Annotated in this window: 14 protein-coding genes, 1 tRNA gene and 1 pseudogene; 7 read left to right on the top strand and 9 right to left on the bottom strand. The window is 40.4% G+C overall.

All coding sequences use genetic code 11. The annotated features are described in order from the left end of the window. Window positions 1–10 precede the first annotated feature (10 nt). The 5 genes from NEE14_RS04965 to NEE14_RS04945 all read left to right on the top strand — a co-directional run bounded on the left by NEE14_RS04965 (window position 11) and on the right by NEE14_RS04945 (window position 4,838). Window positions 11–1,159 (top strand): aspartate aminotransferase family protein, encoded by a 1,149-nt coding sequence (locus NEE14_RS04965; RefSeq protein ID WP_072542228.1) that lies wholly within the window; start codon window positions 11–13, stop codon window positions 1,157–1,159. Then, window positions 1,152–2,024, top strand: coding sequence for a bifunctional hydroxymethylpyrimidine kinase/phosphomethylpyrimidine kinase (gene thiD, locus NEE14_RS04960; protein ID WP_251966811.1), 873 nt, complete (start codon window positions 1,152–1,154; stop codon window positions 2,022–2,024). Before NEE14_RS04965 ends, thiD begins: the two co-directional genes overlap by 8 nt. A 91-nt stretch (window positions 2,025–2,115) precedes the next feature. Then, complete coding sequence (locus NEE14_RS04955; RefSeq protein WP_022164058.1) at window positions 2,116–2,826, top strand: DUF542 domain-containing protein; 711 nt, start codon at window positions 2,116–2,118, stop codon at window positions 2,824–2,826. A gap of 39 nt (window positions 2,827–2,865) precedes the next feature. Beyond that, entirely contained in the window at window positions 2,866–3,369 is a 504-nt protein-coding gene (locus NEE14_RS04950; RefSeq protein ID WP_072530493.1) for an HD domain-containing protein, read from the top strand. 125 nt (window positions 3,370–3,494) lie between these two features. Then, the gene (locus NEE14_RS04945) at window positions 3,495–4,838 is read left to right on the top strand and encodes an MATE family efflux transporter (protein WP_251966915.1); all 1,344 of its coding nucleotides are present in this window, start codon (window positions 3,495–3,497) and stop codon (window positions 4,836–4,838) included. A 97-nt stretch (window positions 4,839–4,935) separates the two neighbouring features. Here NEE14_RS04945 and NEE14_RS04940 read toward each other — a convergent pair whose 3' ends face one another. Beyond that, complete coding sequence (locus tag NEE14_RS04940; protein ID WP_251966810.1) at window positions 4,936–5,784, bottom strand: hypothetical protein; 849 nt, start codon at window positions 5,782–5,784, stop codon at window positions 4,936–4,938. Continuing rightward, a complete protein-coding gene (locus NEE14_RS04935) occupies window positions 5,733–6,467 on the bottom strand; it encodes a PepSY domain-containing protein (protein ID WP_251966809.1) in 735 nt (244 codons plus the stop codon). The genes NEE14_RS04940 and NEE14_RS04935 overlap by 52 nt, the downstream gene beginning before the upstream one ends. A gap of 148 nt (window positions 6,468–6,615) precedes the next feature. On the opposite strand from NEE14_RS04935, the pseudogene NEE14_RS04930 reads away from it, so the two are divergent. Then, window positions 6,616–6,831 (top strand): annotated as a pseudogene (locus tag NEE14_RS04930) (helix-turn-helix transcriptional regulator); the annotation flags it as partial. 58 nt (window positions 6,832–6,889) lie between these two features. Here the strand turns inward: NEE14_RS04930 and NEE14_RS04925 are convergent. The 3 genes from NEE14_RS04925 to NEE14_RS04915 all read right to left on the bottom strand — a co-directional run bounded on the left by NEE14_RS04925 (window position 6,890) and on the right by NEE14_RS04915 (window position 8,846). Then, window positions 6,890–7,672: a PRTRC system ThiF family protein gene (locus tag NEE14_RS04925; protein ID WP_251966808.1), complete on the bottom strand. Its 783-nt coding sequence runs from the start codon at window positions 7,670–7,672 to the stop codon at window positions 6,890–6,892. After that, window positions 7,669–8,370, bottom strand: coding sequence for a prokaryotic E2 ligase family D protein (locus NEE14_RS04920; RefSeq protein ID WP_117652413.1), 702 nt, complete (start codon window positions 8,368–8,370; stop codon window positions 7,669–7,671). Before NEE14_RS04920 ends, NEE14_RS04925 begins: the two co-directional genes overlap by 4 nt. A gap of 403 nt (window positions 8,371–8,773) precedes the next feature. Continuing rightward, a tRNA-Lys gene (locus NEE14_RS04915) sits at window positions 8,774–8,846 on the bottom strand. A gap of 234 nt (window positions 8,847–9,080) precedes the next feature. Between NEE14_RS04915 and menB the strand changes: the two genes are divergently transcribed. Beyond that, a complete protein-coding gene (gene menB / locus NEE14_RS04910; RefSeq protein ID WP_251966807.1) occupies window positions 9,081–9,905 on the top strand; it encodes a 1,4-dihydroxy-2-naphthoyl-CoA synthase in 825 nt (274 codons plus the stop codon). A gap of 191 nt (window positions 9,906–10,096) precedes the next feature. On the opposite strand, the gene NEE14_RS04905 is transcribed toward menB, so the two are convergent. The 4 genes from NEE14_RS04905 to NEE14_RS04890 form a co-directional block, all read right to left on the bottom strand. Continuing rightward, window positions 10,097–10,477 carry a RidA family protein gene (locus tag NEE14_RS04905; protein WP_251966806.1) on the bottom strand — a complete coding sequence of 127 codons (381 nt, stop codon included), beginning with the start codon at window positions 10,475–10,477 and terminating at the stop codon, window positions 10,097–10,099. Between the two features lie 12 nt (window positions 10,478–10,489). Next, window positions 10,490–11,248, bottom strand: a complete 759-nt coding sequence (gene rlmB, locus NEE14_RS04900; protein ID WP_251966805.1) for a 23S rRNA (guanosine(2251)-2'-O)-methyltransferase RlmB — start codon at window positions 11,246–11,248, stop codon at window positions 10,490–10,492. A 128-nt stretch (window positions 11,249–11,376) separates the two neighbouring features. Beyond that, entirely contained in the window at window positions 11,377–13,125 is a 1,749-nt protein-coding gene (locus NEE14_RS04895; RefSeq protein ID WP_251966804.1) for a phospho-sugar mutase, read from the bottom strand. Between the two features lie 112 nt (window positions 13,126–13,237). Further along, window positions 13,238–14,914 carry a M23 family metallopeptidase gene (locus NEE14_RS04890; RefSeq protein WP_251966803.1) on the bottom strand — a complete coding sequence of 559 codons (1,677 nt, stop codon included), beginning with the start codon at window positions 14,912–14,914 and terminating at the stop codon, window positions 13,238–13,240. Between the last annotated feature and the right edge of the window lie 134 nt (window positions 14,915–15,048).

Below are 15,048 nucleotides of genomic sequence, written 5' to 3'. Positions count from 1 at the left end.
ATATTAGATTATGAATTTGTTTGATGTTTATTCTATATTCCCTATAAATATTGTTAGGGGTTCTGGTTGTTATGTTTACGATGACAACGGTAATTCATATTTGGATTTTTATGGTGGACATGCTGTAATATCAATAGGGCATTCTCATCCGTACCTTGTAAAATGTATGTATGAGCAGATGCAGAATCTGATGTTTTACTCTAACTCAGTAGTTAATAAACTTCAGGAGAAGCTTGCATATGAATTGGGGGAAATCTCCGGGTATTCTGATTATAGTGCATTTTTTGTAAATTCTGGAGCTGAGGCAAATGAGAATGCCCTTAAACTAGCCTCGTTCCATACCGGAAAGAAAAAGGTGATAGCATTCAGAAACTCTTTTCATGGTCGTACATCAGCAGCAGTAGAGGTAACAGACAATCCTTTGATCACAGCTCCTCTTAATTGCAATGATAATGTATATTTTTCAGGAATGGATATAGCTGAGGTGGAAAGTGTATTGCGTAGCGGAGATGTTTGTGCTGTAATAATAGAAGGTATTTCTGGGGTTGGTGGAATAAGAGTTCCAGAGGATGATTTTCTTAAAGAATTGCGTAAGCTGACTATACAATATGGCGCAATTCTAATTATGGATGAAATACAGTCTGGCTACGGGCGTACAGGAAAGTTCTTTGCTCATCAATGGAGTGGCATTAAACCGGATATCATTACTGTAGCCAAAGGTATAGCCAACGGCTTTCCATTTTCAGGTGTTCTGATAAGTGACGTTTTCAAACCTCGTAAGGGAATGCTTGGAACTACATTTGGCGGTAATCATCTTGGGTGTGCTGCTGCATTGTCGGTGATACAGGTCATGAAAACTGAAAACCTGATAGAAAATGCAAATAATGTGGGAGATTATTTCATACACAAACTGCGTTCTATTGAATCGCCATTAATCACTGATGTTAGAGGACGTGGGCTAATGATAGGAGTTGAGTTTGCCATATCTGTGTCAAAGATCCGAGAGATGCTTCTGTTCAATCACCATATCTTTACCGGATATTCTGGTAGGAATATTCTGAGAATATTGCCTCCATTATGTATTACAAAGTCGGAAGTTGATTATTTCATTGATAAGTTAGTATGTTGTTTGGATAAATTAGGATGTAAGAATGATTAAGGAAGGAAAGGTCTCTTACAGGGTTTTTGTTATAGCAGGTAGTGAACCTCTTGGCTCTGCAGGGATACAGGCAGATGTCAAGGCAATATCTGCATGTGGAGGATACGCTGCAGGGGCTATCACATGTGTTGTTGATGAAGATACAGAGCATGTAAAGGATGTTTGTTTAATACCTGTTGATATGGTAGTGTCTCAAATACAGTCTTTTATGGAGGATGTCGAGGCCGACTGTATTAAGACTGGAATGCTGTATTCGAAAGATTTGGTATTGAAAGTCTCTGAGACGATAAAAAACTATGCTGGTATACCGTTGGTGGTAGATCCTGTTATGGTTAGTTCCTCGGGTGATCAACTTCTTGAAGATGAAGCTATTTTTTGTTATAAAAAGAAACTGATGCCACTAGCCACTATCATTACACCTAATATGCGAGAGGCAGAGATTCTACTCGGGCGAAAATTGAATATACATGGGATTCTAGACGACTTGAAGGAACTTTCTATTTGGGGTAATTCTGTGATAATAAAATCTGTGCCATATAAAGATAAACTTGCAGATTATTTTTATTGTCCACAAAATGGTGATTTTAGGGAATATATTAAACCTATAATTAAAACAAAGAATGTGAATGGAACGGGTGATATGTTCGCATCATCTATTGCTACTTATTTAGCAAGAGGATGGAATATTATTGATGCAATAGATAAATCTGAAGATTTTATTCATAAGGCCATAAGTTATGGAGCAAAATTTTCTTTCGGGACAGGTTTTGGGCCGGTTTTTCCATTCTACAAGAATTATACTAAATTACAGAAAGAAAATCTCAGATATAGAATGAATATCTCTCAAGACAGAAATAATAGGTGATATATTGTTTGATGTTATTAATTATCTAGAGTGTGAAATCTTGATATATAAAATGATTATTGCATAATATTTTAAAGTAGATATTGATTTTATGGAACTTAGATGTAAGAAAGTAAAGGATATTGTCTTAGAAAACTCTGCAAGTGCGTCTGTTTTCTTCAGATATGGGATAGACTATTGCAATGGAAATATGAGTTTGGAAGATTTATCTGGAGAAAATAGCGCTAATATAGATGAAGTCCTCCACGATTTGGAAAATATATCACATCAGGGAACACCATTTTATTTATGGCCTTTAGATTTGCTTTTAGATTATATTATAAAGTATCATCACAGGAATACAAAGGAAAAAGGGGCTTATCTTCTTTCTATGATTGAGAATGTGAAGGACAATTATGGAATGGAATATCCTGAATTAAATGAATTGTTTAATCAGGTTAAGTTGTCAATGCACGACTTGGAATCGCATTTTCAGAAAGAAGAGAGTGTGTTATTCCCATATTTGTATGAATTGTTCGATGCTTCACATAATGAAGAATATATAGAGACTATGCATTGTGGAACAATTTCAAATCCTATCAGAGTAATGACAATGGAGCATGAAAATGAAAGGATGCGCTATATGCATTTGAGAAAGATTACAAACGGTTTTAGAGTACCGGATGAAAATCTTTGTATAAATTATGAACAGATGATGGTTGAACTGGAAACGTTTGTAGAGGATTTATTTGAGCATATATTCATTGAAAATAATATTCTATTTCCTCAATTTGAGAAATTGGAGAGAGAATGGGTAAGATGATTAATTATGACGTAAATCCTATTTTTACAGAATGAAATTATGAATACAACACATTTGCAGCTAATTTCCTCTATGATAGAATACTATCGGGGTGATGCTAAACGAATACAACATTTTATCAAAGTATATAATTTTGCTTCATTGCTTGGAAGACAAGAACAATTGGACGAAGAAACTCTTTTTATTCTTGAAACAGCAGCAATTGTTCATGATATTGGCATACGTATATGTGAACAGAAGTATGGAGTTTGTGATGGAAAACACCAGGAACTTGAAGGTCCGGCAGAAGCGGAGAAACTCTTGATAAAAACAGGTAATTATACATGTGAACAGATAGAACGGGTTTGTTGGTTAGTCGGTCATCATCACACATATACAAATATCAGTGGAATAGATTATCAGTTGCTTGTTGAAGCAGACTTTCTTGTTAATATATTCGAGGATGGATTCTCTGCTGAAATGATTGAGAATGTAAGAAATAAGATATTTAGAACACAATCAGGAATACAATGTTTAGAAGATATGTATTTGAAAGCTAACTGATTTTATGATATAGCTTGAGAATACTGTTTTTATATTGTAGTAAGATCTAAATGAAGGAATCCCCTGTCTGGGGGATTTTTTATTTAGTAGTCATTTTTAAGTATATAAATTCTGGTATGTTGAAAATAGCAAGTAATAGAGATATGACATCTGGATCTCCATTGACTGTTTTGATTAATTTTACAGTCCCTCTTTTGTTGGGCAATCTTCTCCAGCAGACATACTCTATAGTTGATGCAGTAATAGTTGGTAAATTTTTAGGTATAAACTCTCTTGCGGCTGTTGGTGCAGGTACTTCTGTGATAACCCTTATATTGGGATTTTGTACAGGCTGTTGTTGTGGTTTTGGAATCCCTATGGCTCAGAAATTTGGTGCACATGATTATTTGACATTGCGTAGATATATTTTTATTAGTCTGAAGATTTCAGCAGTAATGTCTATAATGATTGCCATAATAACAAGCCTGTTGTGCTCGGATATATTGGGTTGGATGAAAACTCCTGAAAAGATAATGAATAAAGCTTATATATATTTGCTCATTACATTTTTGGGTATTCCATTTACTTTCTTCTATAATCTTTTTTCAAGTATTCTACGTGCTATTGGAGATAGTAGAACACCTTTTTTGTTTTTGGCTTTATCAACTCTGATAAATATATTATTGGATTTATTGACTATTCTCTTATTGGATTGGGGTGTAACTGGTGCAGCTATTGCAACGGTGCTTTCACAAGGAATATCAGCCTTACTTTGTTATATATACATTTACAGAAAGTATGATATACTTAAGGGTTCCAAACACGATAAAAAATTTGATTTAAGAATTGCAAGGCAGTTATTGTATATAGGTATTCCTATGGGACTGCAGGTTTCAATAATAGCTATAGGGATGATTATGCTGCAAAGTGCCAATAATTCTCTTGGAACTGTTTATATTGCTGCATATACTTCCGCAATGAGAATTAAAATATTTTTTGTCTGTTTGCTTGAAAGTCTTGGTATAGCTATGGCTACTTATAGTGGACAGAACTATGGTGCCGGAAAACCTGAAAGAATATGGTTAGGAATAAAATCAGCTTTAAAAATAGTAATAGTATATGTTTTAATATTGAATATAATTGTTTGGAGTTTCTCAAAAGAATTGGTTCTGTTGTTTATTGATTCCTCAGAGATTGATGTTATTGAGAATGCAGCTTTGTTCATAAGGATTTCTGCAATATTCTTTATTGTATTGGGAGTTTCATTTATATTCAGATATACTATCCAAGGGGTAGGTTATACTCGACTGGCTTTGTTTTCCGGAATATCAGAAATGCTGGCAAGGACATTTGTTAGTGTTTTTGCAGTCCCCATATTCAAATTCTGGGCTATTTGTTTTGGAGACCCCATTGCTTGGACGTTTGCTGTATTATTTCTTTTACCTGCATTTAAGTTTGTTAATAGAAAATCGTTGTTAATAAATAACTGAATTTTATATCCATTATACGGAACAAGTATTGTCTATTATAAAAAGCATAAACAATACTTAATTCCGTATATCCCTATTTATATGATAAACTTTAAAATTATTTATATACTTTCTTTATATAAGAAGTTGCACTCCTAATAAAGCATTTTAATTTACTTATTTTCCAACCGCTTATAAGAATTATAATAATTGTGATACCTAATATGCATGGTATTAGTAATGTCATGATTCCTAAAAAGGTAACAATTCTGCCAGTATGTATTTCTAAAGACAGATTCCATAGTGACATTGGCCTTGTTTTGTATTTGTCTGGCATTTTGATAAAACCATTTTTAGATTCGATTGTGCTAGCTCCATTATTATAATCAAATAGTATTGTTTGCTCATTGTTGTAGAAAACAAGACCTGATACTTGATTATTAGAGAAAGGTAAACCATAACTTTGAGCTTCTATATTGTTGTTTAAAGCATCATAATATGTTTCAAAAGTTTTATTCCATATATACAGGCCACTAAAGGAGCCTATAATCCATTCATCTTCATTGATTTGCTCCATTACGTTTAATCCCATGACGCTTATGGGTGGAGTATTTAGTCTTGATATTCTTTCTGAGGTCCATAAGTCTTTAAATTCATACATTCCATCTGAAGTATATATTAACCAACTATTGTTATACTTGTCATATCTAATAGCCCTAAGCAGATCCTTCCATTTGTTTTCTGATTCCATGTTTGTTCCTGGTATAGGAGCTATTGATGAGTTTGCAACAAATAGCAGAAATGGAGGTCTTAAGAATGTTCCTGAAATTGTAATTATTATAAATGGAATAAGTAACCAATATCCCCATTTGTCGTGGTATTTATAATACCAGGCAAAACGTTTCCGTACATCTTTTAGGCTTCTATTATTTGATTTATTTCTTTTGATTTTTTTTTGTATAACCAAATCATAAATCCTGAGAAACTTATAAAAAGAAATAATAGTCCGATAATATCAATAACAATTCTTCCGGTTATCCCCCATAAAGATCCAGAATGCAAATCCCATATAAATTTAAAAAGAGAATGTTGTCTTTCATATTTTGTAGTAGGATGTAAATCATGAACAGTAAATGATAATTTTTGTTGCTGATCATTCACTAATCCCACATAATAGTTTGAACGCGACAATATAACTAAAGTATCTGCTTTTGACTCAATGTCAATAAATAAATCTTCAGATTCGGGCAAATCAACTTTCGCCCATTGCATTTCACCCATCTTAAATCGGTATAAATGATATGAAGAAATAGCAAATATTTGATTATTGGATGTGCGAATGATGCGATGTATTTTTCTTTGATCTGCATTTGGATCAATTCCCTGGTTACACTCTGATATAACCGAATCACGATTTGATATCCATACACCTTCTGTTCCATACAACAAGATTCTGTTAGAATCTAAAGGCAATCCATTTTTAAAGAAGCCATAATTCCAATTTGAATATTTATATGAATCTGGAAGTATACTGCGTGGTACATCAAATTTACTAAACTGTTTTCGATGATTTAGAACAATCCCACTACAAACAAGTAGAAAAATGATTGGAAATAAAAAGAGCCCTAAATATTTGTGGATATTACGCATAATTTAATTTTTGTGCAAAGAAACTGCTTAATGTTTAAAGTTGCTGTAAGATTAATGACAGATGAAATAAATCTTGTTAATTAAATTTGTATTTAAACATACAAAAATCTCAATCTCAGTGATTAATATAATATATAGAAGTCTTAATAACTGTCTGAAAGAATGTATGAACGGAGACAGACTGCTTGATAATGTGGATCTGGCAGAACTCCTCGGTGTGTCACAAAGAACCCTGGCACGTTACAGGCAAGAGGGCAAGATTAAATATTACTCGGTGGAAAAGAACAGGAAATCATTCTATCTTGCCTCAGAGATACAGAGTTTCCTTCTTCAGCGTGGTAAGAACGTAGTAAATAATAAGTAGCAAATAGAATAAGTGACCGTATTCTGATGGAAAGATGATACATACGGTCACTTATGCATTATACCGGGATTGCGGTCACTTTCAATGTTTCCAGATTGACATAGGCACCGCGATATAGTGTTTTTCCTTCCTTAAACATTCTCCATAATATGTCACATCCGATATGTGCCAGTGTGGAGTTAATGAACAGATCCTGTTTTTCCAAAGCTTCCGCCAGTGAGCAGCTTGGTCCCGATTCCTTTTCCTTGATTTTTGCATAGTCCACTTCCTCGGTGATGACATTCATTTTAGGCATGGGAATATATTCCTGTGAAGAAGGTTGGAGAACTTTCTCACGTACCGTCCCGATGATGACCTGTCCTTTTGTCTGGCTGTTCCCAAAATCCATCCAGTATATGGGAGCCGAATGGTCACTGAAATTTTCTTTGCGAACTTTCTTCAGGAACTTCCAAAGTGTAAGACGTGAACGTATATTATCCGTACAGGTAATGATGATATTTGCTGTGCTATCTTTAGAAAAATTCCTGGTAGGAAAACATTGCGGTTCGGCAGTCCATGCGTATCCGAAGAAACGGTTGATACGTGTGACTAGTGATACGGCCTTGTTCAGTCCCAGTTCCGTCTCACTGAAAAGCTGGCGTCCTATATTGGCCTGGCTTACTGTGTCGGGATCGAATACGGTGACATGCAGTCCGGGATGGCCCAATGCCTGAAGTGCCATGCTCATGCGTGCCAGATTGGTTATCACTTGTGAACCGGTACCTCCGGCTCCGATGACAAATACCGTTACCGGATGACGCGGATTGAGCAGGTAGCGGTCGGTAAAATGTATCTTTTTCATGGAAGTATGTCTTTAAGTTTTTTATTCATGGGCTTGAGTTCGTTCATGTCGAACGGATTGTTTCTTATGTTCTCGGTAACGATGACAAGATTTGAAACGGTAGGATTCACATTTCCTCCCAGATGGGAGAATTCAGTCAGCCAGAACCGTTTTTCCCAGTATTCCAGCAGGGAAAGGAAAGTCGGGTTCTGTGGTTTTTCCAGAGAACTGCTGCCAAGGCAGACACTTGATCCGGTCACGTTGAAGAACGGGGCACGGAACAGCGGAGTTGTCTCCACCGGACGTTTTCCCTTGAAGGCGAATACGTCCATGCTTCCGTTTTTTACATGGTAGACAATTCCCGGCAGATTGAACATGCCGTCCTGTATATTGAGATCCTTGTGAAAGAACATCTGTCTCTTTCCGGGCGGATTGTACCAGATATATTCTTCCTGTCCTTTTCTTGGATTGCAGGCCAGCATGTTTTCGGGGACTCTGCCTGCCGGTATCCCGCTCATTTCCTCCGTATAGGATTCCAGCAGGGTATTCATGAATTCGTATGTGACGGGGATACCTGCTCCCATCTGTCCGTTTTTTCCGATGGGACGCAATTCTATGAAGTACCTGGTATCAAAATTTCTTCTGTCTTCATATTTGTAGGCTATGATAGCCGCCTTCGGTACCATCATTTTCTGTATGTTTTTTGTCAGTTCATTCATGATGTTTATAAATTATAGGTAACATGTTCTACAAATTTCTCAAACCAACTGGAGAAACGCTCCGGATAGTTGTCCGGTTTGAAAAGTTCCTCTGTTTCCGGTGTGATGAAGGTAAATGATACGGGAGTCTGGTTATATGTCTCCTGACAGTCAGTACTGAAACTTTGTTTTTTAGTTGGTGTAAAATTACATGTTTTGAAAAGAGTTTGCATTATGCAAAACACAGAGAATCAGTGAAATATGATACATATAGGTGGACTTTTTTTTAAGTGAAAATCAAGTCCACCTATTTCACCTCCTTTGGGATGGCGTATTCTGCCTCAATTTGCAGTATGGATAAAAAGAAAAACCGCTGATAATGATTGATTATCAGCGGTTTTCGTTGTTTTGCTTTTTGTTTGAGTGATCCGCCTGGGGCTCGAACCCAGGACCCCAACATTAAAAGTGTTGTGCTCTACCTGCTGAGCTAGCGAATCAAACCTTTGTGCAATTGTTTCCTGATTGCGAGTGCAAAGATATAGACTATTTTTGAAAGGACCAAATTTTATCGTTAATTTTCTTTGTCTGCATTTGAATATTGTTCCTATCGCATAAGACTTCTCCGGCTTTTTAGGGTTATATGGAAAAATAAAACGGTGTTTTGCCGGGTTGGGAAGGCTTTCCGAAGAAAAGCATTATCTTTGTCTACAGCTAATAAAATGAGAAATAGTATGGAGCAGAAACGAGAATGGAAACCGATAAAAGAGTATAAAGAGATTCTTTTTGAGTTGTATAATGGAATCGCCAAGATCACAATCAATCGGGAGCGGTACCGGAATGCTTTTACGCCGACTACAACGACGGAGATGAGTGATGCGTTGTATATCTGCCGGGAACGCCAGGATATCAATGTGGTTGTCCTGACGGGCGCTGGCGACAAGGCTTTTTGTGCCGGCGGTGATATGCATGTGAAAGGTCGAGGCGGCTATGTCGGAACAGATGGTGTTCCGCGCTTGAATGTGCTGGATGTACAGAAACAGATCCGCTCGCTGCCGAAGCCGGTGATTGCCATGGTAAACGGATATGCTATCGGTGGCGGACATGTATTGCATGTGGTTTGCGACCTGACGATTGCTTCCGAGAATGCGCGCTTCGGACAAACGGGTCCGCGTGTGGGAAGTTTTGATGCCGGTTTTGGTTCTTCTTATCTGGCTCGTTGCGTCGGACAGAAACGGGCTCGTGAGATCTGGTTCATGTGCCGCCAGTACACAGCGCAGGAAGCCTATGAAATGGGCATGGTGAATAAGGTAGTGCCTCTGGAAAGACTGGAAGATGAAGTGGTGGAATGGGCAGAAACGATGATGCAGCACAGCCCGTTGGCTTTGCGAATGATCAAGGCCGGATTGAATGCCGAGCTGGATGGCCAGGCCGGTATTCAGGAATTGGCCGGTGATGCCACGATGTTGTATTACCTCACGGATGAAGCACAGGAAGGCGGAAAAGCATTCCTGGAAAAGCGTCGTCCGCGGTTTGAAGATTATCCTAAGTTCCCCTGATGCGTTTCCGGCGAAGCCTGGAATCAAAAGATACGGGAATTGATTGGGAAACTCCCGGGAATCGCTTTTGAAACCAGTGAGTTTGGAATGCCGGTCATGATAGGAGAGAAGATTGTATAAAAAAGGCGTGCCCTAAGAATCGGAATTATTCTTGTGGCACGCCTTTTTCCTATGAGGAGCGATGTTTGCTATTATGCTTTAACAGCTATCACTTCTACTTCTACCAAAGCGTTTTTCGGCAGTGTCTTTACGGCTACAGCCGAGCGGGCTGGGAAATCACCTTCAAACTGAGAAGCATAGATTTCGTTCATTGCGGCAAAATCAGCCATGTCGGCCAGATATACCGTTGTCTTTACCACGTCGTTGATCGAGAAACCGGCTTCTTCCAAGATTGCCTTTACGTTCTGGAATGACTGGATGGTCTGCTCTTTTACACCGCCTTCGGGAAAATTGCCTGTGGCCGGATCCAAGCCGAGTTGGCCTGAAGCGAACAACATGTTTCCTACCTGAATAGCCTGATTATACGGACCGATAGCTGCCGGTGCCTTGGTTGTTGCAATTACTTTTTTCATTGTTGTCTATATTTATGATTGTTCATGTTCTGTTTTGTTCATTCGCTGGCGTACAACTTCATATATCAGGATGGATGAAGCCACGGATACATTCAGTGAACCGATCGTTCCGAATTGCGGTATCTTGATCATGGCATCGCAGATACGGAGATTCTCGTAGGATACACCGGTGTCTTCAGCTCCCATGACGATGGCTGTCGGACCGTCGTAGGCGATATGTGTATAATTCTCGGCCGCTTTTTCGGAAGCCGCATAGACTTTCACTCCGCTTTGTTGCAGGAAGCGGATGGCCTGGTTGATGCTTTTCTCCTTGCATACCGGCAATACGTGCAAAGCTCCTGCCGAAGTCTTGATGGCGTCGGCATTGACGCTTACACTTCCTTTGGCCGGAATGACGATGGCGTCTACGCCGGCACATTCACACGTGCGGGCAATGGCGCCGAAGTTACGGACATCCGTCACGCCGTCGAGCAAGACAATGAAAGGATCGCGGCCCTGTTCGTAGACAAAAGGAACGATATCTTCCAGCTTTTGGTAAGTAACGGCTGATATAAACGCAATTACGCCCTGATGATTCTTACGGGTATAACGATCCAGCCGTTCTTGCGGCACCCGTTGTACCTGAATGGCTGTCCCGTGCAATACGTCAAACAGTTCTTTGGCCAATTCTCCTTGCAGATCTCTTCTGATCAGGATTTTGTCTATTTCCTTGTCTGCTTGTATGGCTTCAATCACGGCACGAATGCCGAATATCATTTCATTCTCTTTCATAAAATAGGATTACGGTTGAAATACTGTCATTCGACATTGCAAACTTACGGAAATTCGGCGGAATAATCTAATAAAAAAGCCGGAAGAAGAACTCCCGGCTTTTCTTTATAAGAGATGATCTTTGGTTATCAGATACCTAAAGAAGCTTTGATGGCTTCAATCTTTTCGGTAGCTGCCTTGTCGGCTGCCGGCAGTTCATCTACGCTGTTTACTTTAGAATGTACTTCGCAGTAGAACTTGATCTTCGGTTCTGTTCCGGAAGGACGGATAGAAACCTTGGTTCCGTCTTCGGTGAAGAACTGCAGTACGTTCGAAGTAACCGGCATATCCAGTGTCAGTGTTTCGTTTTCCAGATAATCAAATCCTTTCAGGGTAGAATAATCATGGAATAAAATCACTTTAGAACCGGCTATTTCCTTCAGCGGGTTTTCGCGGAAATGCTTCATCATCGCTTCGATTTCTTCAGCACCGCTCTTACCTTTCTTCACGACAGAAATACCTTTTTCCTTTGAGAATCCGTATTCAACATAGATCTTCTGCAGCAACTGATACATTGACATGCCTTGATCTTTTGCCCAGGCAGCGATTTCAGCCAATACGGCACAAGCTGAAACGGCGTCTTTATCACGAACGAAATCTTCGCACAAGAATCCGTAGCTTTCTTCACCTCCACCGATATATTTCAACTTGCCTTCGTTCTGCTTCATGACGTTGGCAATCCATTTGAATCCGGTATACACATCATAGAAACCAACACCGTTGCGGTCGGCAATAGTCTTGATCGTTTCTGTTGTTACAATCGTCTTAACGATGTATTCCTTACCTTGGATCTTACCCAGTTCTTTCCAGCGGGTGATCAGATAATACACGAACATCAGGGCTGTCTGGTTACCGTTCAGCAATACCCATTCGCCTTCGTTGTTCTTGACTGCGGCACCTACACGGTCGGCATCCGGGTCAGAAGCCAATACCAGTTCTGCGTCAGTTTCTTTGGCTTTTGCAACAGCCATGGCCAAAGCTGCCGGTTCTTCCGGATTCGGAGAAACAACAGTCGGGAAGTCACCACTGACAACATCCTGTTCCGGAACATGGATAATATTCGTGAATCCAAAAGCCGCCAGGGCACGCGGGATCAGTTTGACACCTGTTCCGTGGATCGGTGTATAGACAATCTTCATGTCATGATGGCGCTGGATCGATTCTTTTGACAGAGACAAAGTCGTCAGGTCATTGATGAATGCGCTGTCGATTTCTTCGCCGATGATTTCAATCAGCTCCTTGTTGCCATTGAATTTGATATCAGCGGCTGAACGGATTTTATTTACTTCAGCAATTGTATTCTTGTCGTGCGGAGATATCATCTGAGCTCCGTCATCCCAATAGGCTTTGTAACCGTTGTATTCTTTCGGGTTATGAGAAGCTGTCAGGATAATACCGCTCTGGCATCCTAACTTGCGGATTGCGTAAGACATTTCAGGTGTCGGACGCAGGCTCTCGAATAAATACACTTTGATGCCGTTGGCAGAGAAGATGTCTGCTGATATTTCAGCAAACTTGCGACTGTTATTACGGCAATCATGGCCGATAACGACTTTAATCAGGCCAAGATCTGCAAATTCCTTCTTCAGGTAATTGGATAATCCCTGGGTAGCTGCACCTACTGTGTAGATATTCATACGGTTAGAACCTACACCCATAATACCACGCAGACCTCCGGTTCCAAATTCCAGATCCTTGTAGAATGCTTCAATCAGATCCGTCGGATCTTCTTTGTCTAATAAAGCTTGTACAGCTGCTCTTGTTTCAGCGTCATAACTGTCAGTAAGCCATCCTTGTGCCTTACTTCTTACTGTTTGTAATAATTCATTGTTTTCCATGTCTTGCACAATGTTATTTTGATTGAATTTCCTTTCTAAATTTATAGAGAAACAAATGTACAAATTTTTCAGTCATCTCCAATCTTTTTCGTGAAAAACTGTATCTATTTCTTTACCAGGCAAAGGAATAGTTATATTCCGACGTGTTTCCGCAAGCGTCGGTTACGACCAGGTGTAACTGATGTTTTCCCGGCTTGACCTGTTCCTTGTTGAGCTGGCAGCTGATGACGGAGCGGTTGTTCATCGAGAAGAGCACGAATTTCCCGTCGATAGTTCCTTTATATGTATTTACACCACTCAGGTTGTCGGTCAGCTGGAAGCGGATGGTGCGCTGTTTGCTCCATTGGGCGGGCTGTACTGGTTTGATTCCCGGCGCCTGGGTATCGGCCGCAATGGTGTAAGTGCCCAGCTCGCGGATGTTTCCGTCTATCCATCCGTTTCTGTATGTGCCGCCAATCCATGCGCCCCGTTTTCCTTTCCATTGTACGATGCCGTATTGTTTTTTGTCGGCGATAGTATCGCGTAAGATCCGTAAAGACAGTTTGGCATTTTGATGCAGCGGAACGGGTTCGTTATGCAGGATGTGGATGTCGGCCAGTCGGCCGGCTTCTTCTTTGGCCCGGTAGACGAAGTTCAGGTCTGTATACAGATTTCCCTTCGGGATGAACAGCCGGATACCCTTGGCGCCAAACTGGTTGCTGCAGTGCCAGTGAAACACTTCGCTTGCGGCAGTCTTCGTTTCGGGAATGTCTTGTTTTTTCCCGACGACTTTCATGTTTAACTGGGTCTGATTACCGAAATCGTCTGTCAGGGTGAAAGTAAAGGTATATGTCTTTTCTTCCTGTATATCGATGATTCCCCGGTTCTTGGCCGAGAGGAACCGCAGCCGGTTGCCCGGATCGATATAGCATTTGGTGTAAAACGAACGGTGTTTGTTCCAGTAAGAATAATCGATGAGGCTGTTGAGGTAACGCGTTTCTGAAAAGGCAAAACGGTCCAGGTCAGAAAGAAAGAGGGTTTCGTCGCCTTCCGACAGCCTGATTCGGCGGACACCGTACACATTGCCTGTTTCGTTCATGTAGTCGTTGGCTTTGACGGCAAAACCGATTTTTCCCCAGGCGGTAATCTGGGCATTGATCACCGGGTGCTGTTTGGCGTCGTAAGTGACCTTCACCTCGGTTTTCCCGGTTTTCCCGTTCGCAATGCCGCTGCCGGGTTGCGGACAGATCAGGATGCCGGCAAACTTGGGCGGTTTGTTGTCTTTGATCAGGTGCTTGTAATAGGGCAGCGGGTCCATGACTTCTTCTGTTTCTGTATCGCGGATTTCGAAATGGACGTGCGGTCCTCCCGAACTTCCGGTGTTTCCGCTGTAAGCAACGATCTCGCCTTCTTTGACCGGTATCTGATCGGGTGTGAGGGTTAAATCTACCTGAAACCGTTCGAGCTTGTATTGCTGCTGATGAATGTAATCGGCTATCTTCGGAATGAAATGATCGAGATGTCCGTAAACAGTCGTCGTTCCGTCGGGATGAGACAGATACAGGGCGTTTCCGTATCCCCACGGACTGACCGACAGGCGCGAGACATATCCGTCTTGTACGGCATGAACGGCTTTTCCCGTTACGCCTTGTGTTTTCATATCGATGCCTGAATGAAAATGATTGGCCCGGAGCTCGCCGAAATTACCGGCCAGGTAGAGGGGAAATTCCAGCGGATTCTTCCATTTTTCCTGGCTCCAGCCCAAGGTAGTACAGCAGGCCATTAAAAGAATGAGATAGGGTTTGTACATGTTGCGTTTTATTTTTGCCGGCAAACTTACGGAATTTTTGGGATTCTGTTTCTACGTGTGCCTATGGATTCTGGAAGGAAAACGGATAAAACAGGCGGGTGAGGAAATAAAAAAAGGCCGATTCTCGTGAACCG

The sequence above is a fragment of the Parabacteroides sp. AD58 genome (assembly GCF_023744375.2).
Taxonomy (GTDB): domain Bacteria; phylum Bacteroidota; class Bacteroidia; order Bacteroidales; family Tannerellaceae; genus Parabacteroides; species Parabacteroides absconsus.
The sequence above is the reverse complement of the archived record's forward strand: the minus strand, read 5'-3'. Positions and strand labels throughout refer to the sequence as shown.